The following is a 2,483-nucleotide window of genomic DNA, read 5'->3' on the forward strand; positions in this document are numbered from 1 at the left end:
GGTTCCTGGCCGACGAGCCGGCCGACGCCGGGGCGGTGTCGGCCACCGCCGCGTACACCCGCTGGCAGCCGCTCGGGCCGGTGCTGGCGATCATGCCGTGGAACTTCCCGTTCTGGCAGGTGGTCCGGTTCGCCGCGCCCGCGCTGATGGCCGGCAACGTCGGGCTGCTCAAGCACGCGTCCAACGTGCCGCAGACCGCGCTGCGCCTGGAGCAGGTCTTTCGCGACGCCGGCTTCCCGGACGGCGCGTTCCAGACCCTGCTGGTCGGCTCGGACGCGATCGAGGCGGTGCTGACCGACCCGAGGGTGGTGGCCGCCACCCTGACCGGCAGCGAGGCGGCCGGCCGGGCGGTGGCCGCGATCGCCGGCCGGGAGATCAAGAAGACCGTGCTCGAGTTGGGCGGCAGCGACCCGTTCGTGGTCATGCCCTCGGCCGACCTGGAGCGGGCCGCCGCGGTGGCGACCACGGCGCGGTGCCAGAACAACGGGCAGAGCTGCATCGCGGCGAAGCGCTTCATCGTGCACGCCGACGTGGCCGAGGAGTTCGGTGAGCTGTTCGTGAAGAACATGTCCTCGCTGGTGGTCGGCGACCCGATGGCGGAGAGCACCGACGTCGGACCGCTGGCCACCGAGCAGGGCCTGAGCGAGGTCGTCGAGCAGGTCGACGACGCGGTCGCCAAGGGCGCGCGGCTGCGTTGCGGCGGCCGCCGGGTCGACCGGCCGGGCTGGTTCTACCCGCCGACCGTGGTCTCCGGCATCACACCGCAGATGCGGATGTACCGCGAGGAGGTGTTCGGCCCGGTCGCCGCGCTGCACGTGGTGCCCGATCTCGACGCGGCCATCCGGCTGGCCAACGACACCGACTTCGGACTCGGCGCGAACGCCTGGACGCGGGACGACGCCGAGCGCGACCGGTTCGTCGCCGAGCTCGACGCCGGGCAGGTCTTCATCAACGGGATGGTCACCTCCTATCCTGATCTTCCGTTCGGCGGGGTGCGCAACTCCGGCTACGGGCGCGAGCTGGGCGCCCTGGGCATCCGGGAGTTCTGCAACGCCAAGACCGTGTGGATCGGGAGCTGATCGAATTCATGGTGGGAGAGTTCGTGGTCCGGCCGGTCGGGCGGGTCGAGTCCCCGCTCACCGACCGGGCGCAGGCGCCGAAGCAGGGCGATGAGGGCGCGCCGGACTGCTGGCTGGTGTTCGAGCCGGCCATGGCCGACGCGCTGCGCGACGTCCGCGTCGGCGCCGAGGTCCTGGTGCTGACCTGGTTCGACCGGGCCAGCCGGGACGTGCTCGCGGTGCACCCGCGCGACGACGAATCCCGCCCGCTGACCGGCGTGTTCAGCACCCGCTCGCCGGACCGGCCCAACCCGGTCGGACTGCACCGGGTGACGGTCCTGGCCGTGGCCGGCGTGCGGGTTCAGGTGCGTGACCTCGAGGCACTGGACGGCACCCCGATCGTGGACGTCAAACCGGTGCTGGACCGGGACACCGAGCGCTGATCAGGGTTCGAGCACGAACACCGGGATCTGGCGCTCGGTCTTGGTCTGGTACTCCGCGTAGTCCGGCCACGCCTGCACCGCGCGGTCCCACCACAGCGCCTTCTCCTCGCCGGTGACCTCGCGGGCGGTCAGCTCGTGTTTGGCCGGGCCGTCCTGGAGCTTGACCTTCGGGTGGGCCAGCAGGTTGTAGTACCAGACCGGGTGCTTCGGCGCGCCGCCCAGCGAGGCGACCACCGCGTAGCTGCCCTCGTGCTCGACCCGCATCAGCGGGGTCTTGCGGACCTTGCCGGTCCGCGCGCCCTCGGTGGTCAGGATGATCACCGGCTTGCCCCGCAGCGTGGTCCCCTCGGTTCCACCCGAGCTTTCGTACCGTTCCACCTGCTCGCGAACCCAATCGTTCGGGCTCGGCTCGTAGTCGCCGTTCGATGCCATACCAAGGTCAGCAACTCACACTGGCCCGCTATTCCGTTTTGGCCCGCACCCAAATGGGTAAACCCATCGTCACGACGCCGCCGAGCGAGGGACGGGCCATGGACGTGCGCCGAAACAGCGAGGTGGACGACACCGCGGCCGGGTTGGCCGAGCAGGCCCGCCAGGCGATGCTGAGCCTGTACCTGCGCTCGGCCGGCATGAACGGAACCGACGGGATCGGTACCGCGGCCGAGGTCTGCCAGGTGCTCGCCTCGATGAAGGCTCTGGTGGAGAACCTGGTCCGGAGCCTGCCCGAGTTCGCCGCGTTGCTGGAGCGGGATCTGCTGGGCGGCACGCTGCCCGGCACCACGAGTGGGGTCGCCTTCGACGGTCTGACCCGGTCCATGCGCGACGCCGCCGCGGCCCTGGCCCGGGCCCGCAACGTGGGCGCGCAGCTCGGCCGGGATCTGGAGTCGGCTCAGGTGGCCAGCCGGGGGCTGGTCAGCCCGTAAGCGCTTCGGCGGCCGCTTCGGCGCACACCCGGGCGGCGCCGTGGGTAGCGATGTGCACC

Annotated in this window: 4 protein-coding genes; 3 read left to right on the forward strand and 1 reads right to left on the reverse strand. The window is 71.6% G+C overall.

All coding sequences use genetic code 11. The annotated features are described in order from the left end of the window. Together VFO68_RS02325 and tsaA are read left to right on the forward strand one after the other, a co-directional pair. A partial coding sequence (locus VFO68_RS02325) for an aldehyde dehydrogenase family protein (protein WP_325156443.1) occupies positions 1 to 1,079 on the forward strand: 1,079 nt, incomplete at its 5' end. Between the two features lie 8 nt (positions 1,080 to 1,087). Further along, a complete protein-coding gene (gene tsaA / locus VFO68_RS02330; RefSeq protein WP_325156444.1) occupies positions 1,088 to 1,501 on the forward strand; it encodes a tRNA (N6-threonylcarbamoyladenosine(37)-N6)-methyltransferase TrmO in 414 nt (137 codons plus the stop codon). On the opposite strand, the gene VFO68_RS02335 is transcribed toward tsaA, so the two are convergent. Further along, a complete protein-coding gene (locus VFO68_RS02335) occupies positions 1,502 to 1,933 on the reverse strand; it encodes a nitroreductase family deazaflavin-dependent oxidoreductase (protein WP_325156445.1) in 432 nt (143 codons plus the stop codon). It abuts the gene before it with no gap. A 98-nt stretch (positions 1,934 to 2,031) separates the two neighbouring features. On the opposite strand from VFO68_RS02335, the gene VFO68_RS02340 reads away from it, so the two are divergent. After that, complete coding sequence (locus VFO68_RS02340; protein WP_325156446.1) at positions 2,032 to 2,424, forward strand: hypothetical protein; 393 nt, start codon at positions 2,032 to 2,034, stop codon at positions 2,422 to 2,424. Positions 2,425 to 2,483: the final 59 nt, after the last annotated feature.

This window comes from Actinophytocola sp., from assembly GCF_035712165.1.
Taxonomy (GTDB): Bacteria; Actinomycetota; Actinomycetes; order Mycobacteriales; family Pseudonocardiaceae; genus DASYTH01.